Annotated in this window: 1 protein-coding gene; it reads left to right on the forward strand. The window is 38.6% G+C overall.

Annotation, left to right across the window (positions count from 1 at the left end; genetic code table 11):
* A partial coding sequence (locus ACU68Y_RS09200; protein ID WP_446755922.1) for a Rib/alpha-like domain-containing protein occupies positions 1-264 on the forward strand: 264 nt, incomplete at both ends.

A 264-nucleotide genomic window follows, 5' to 3' on the forward strand; every position in this document is an offset into this window, starting at 1 on the left:
GCTGACAAGTATGAACCAGAAGTTAAGAAGGAAGAAATCGAAAAAGGCGGAAAAGTTGACTTAACAGACAACGTAACAAACCTAGACAAACTTCCAGAAGGCACAAAAGTAGAAGATGTAACTCCAGAAGGAGCAATTGATACAAACAAACCTGGTGACTACACAGGAAAAATCAAAGTAACTTATCCAGATGGAACAAGCGAAGAAAAAGAAGTACCTGTAACAGTAAAAGATACAACACCAGCACAAACAGATGCTGACAAG

It is taken from the genome of Finegoldia sp. P1-F-LS, assembly GCF_052932205.1.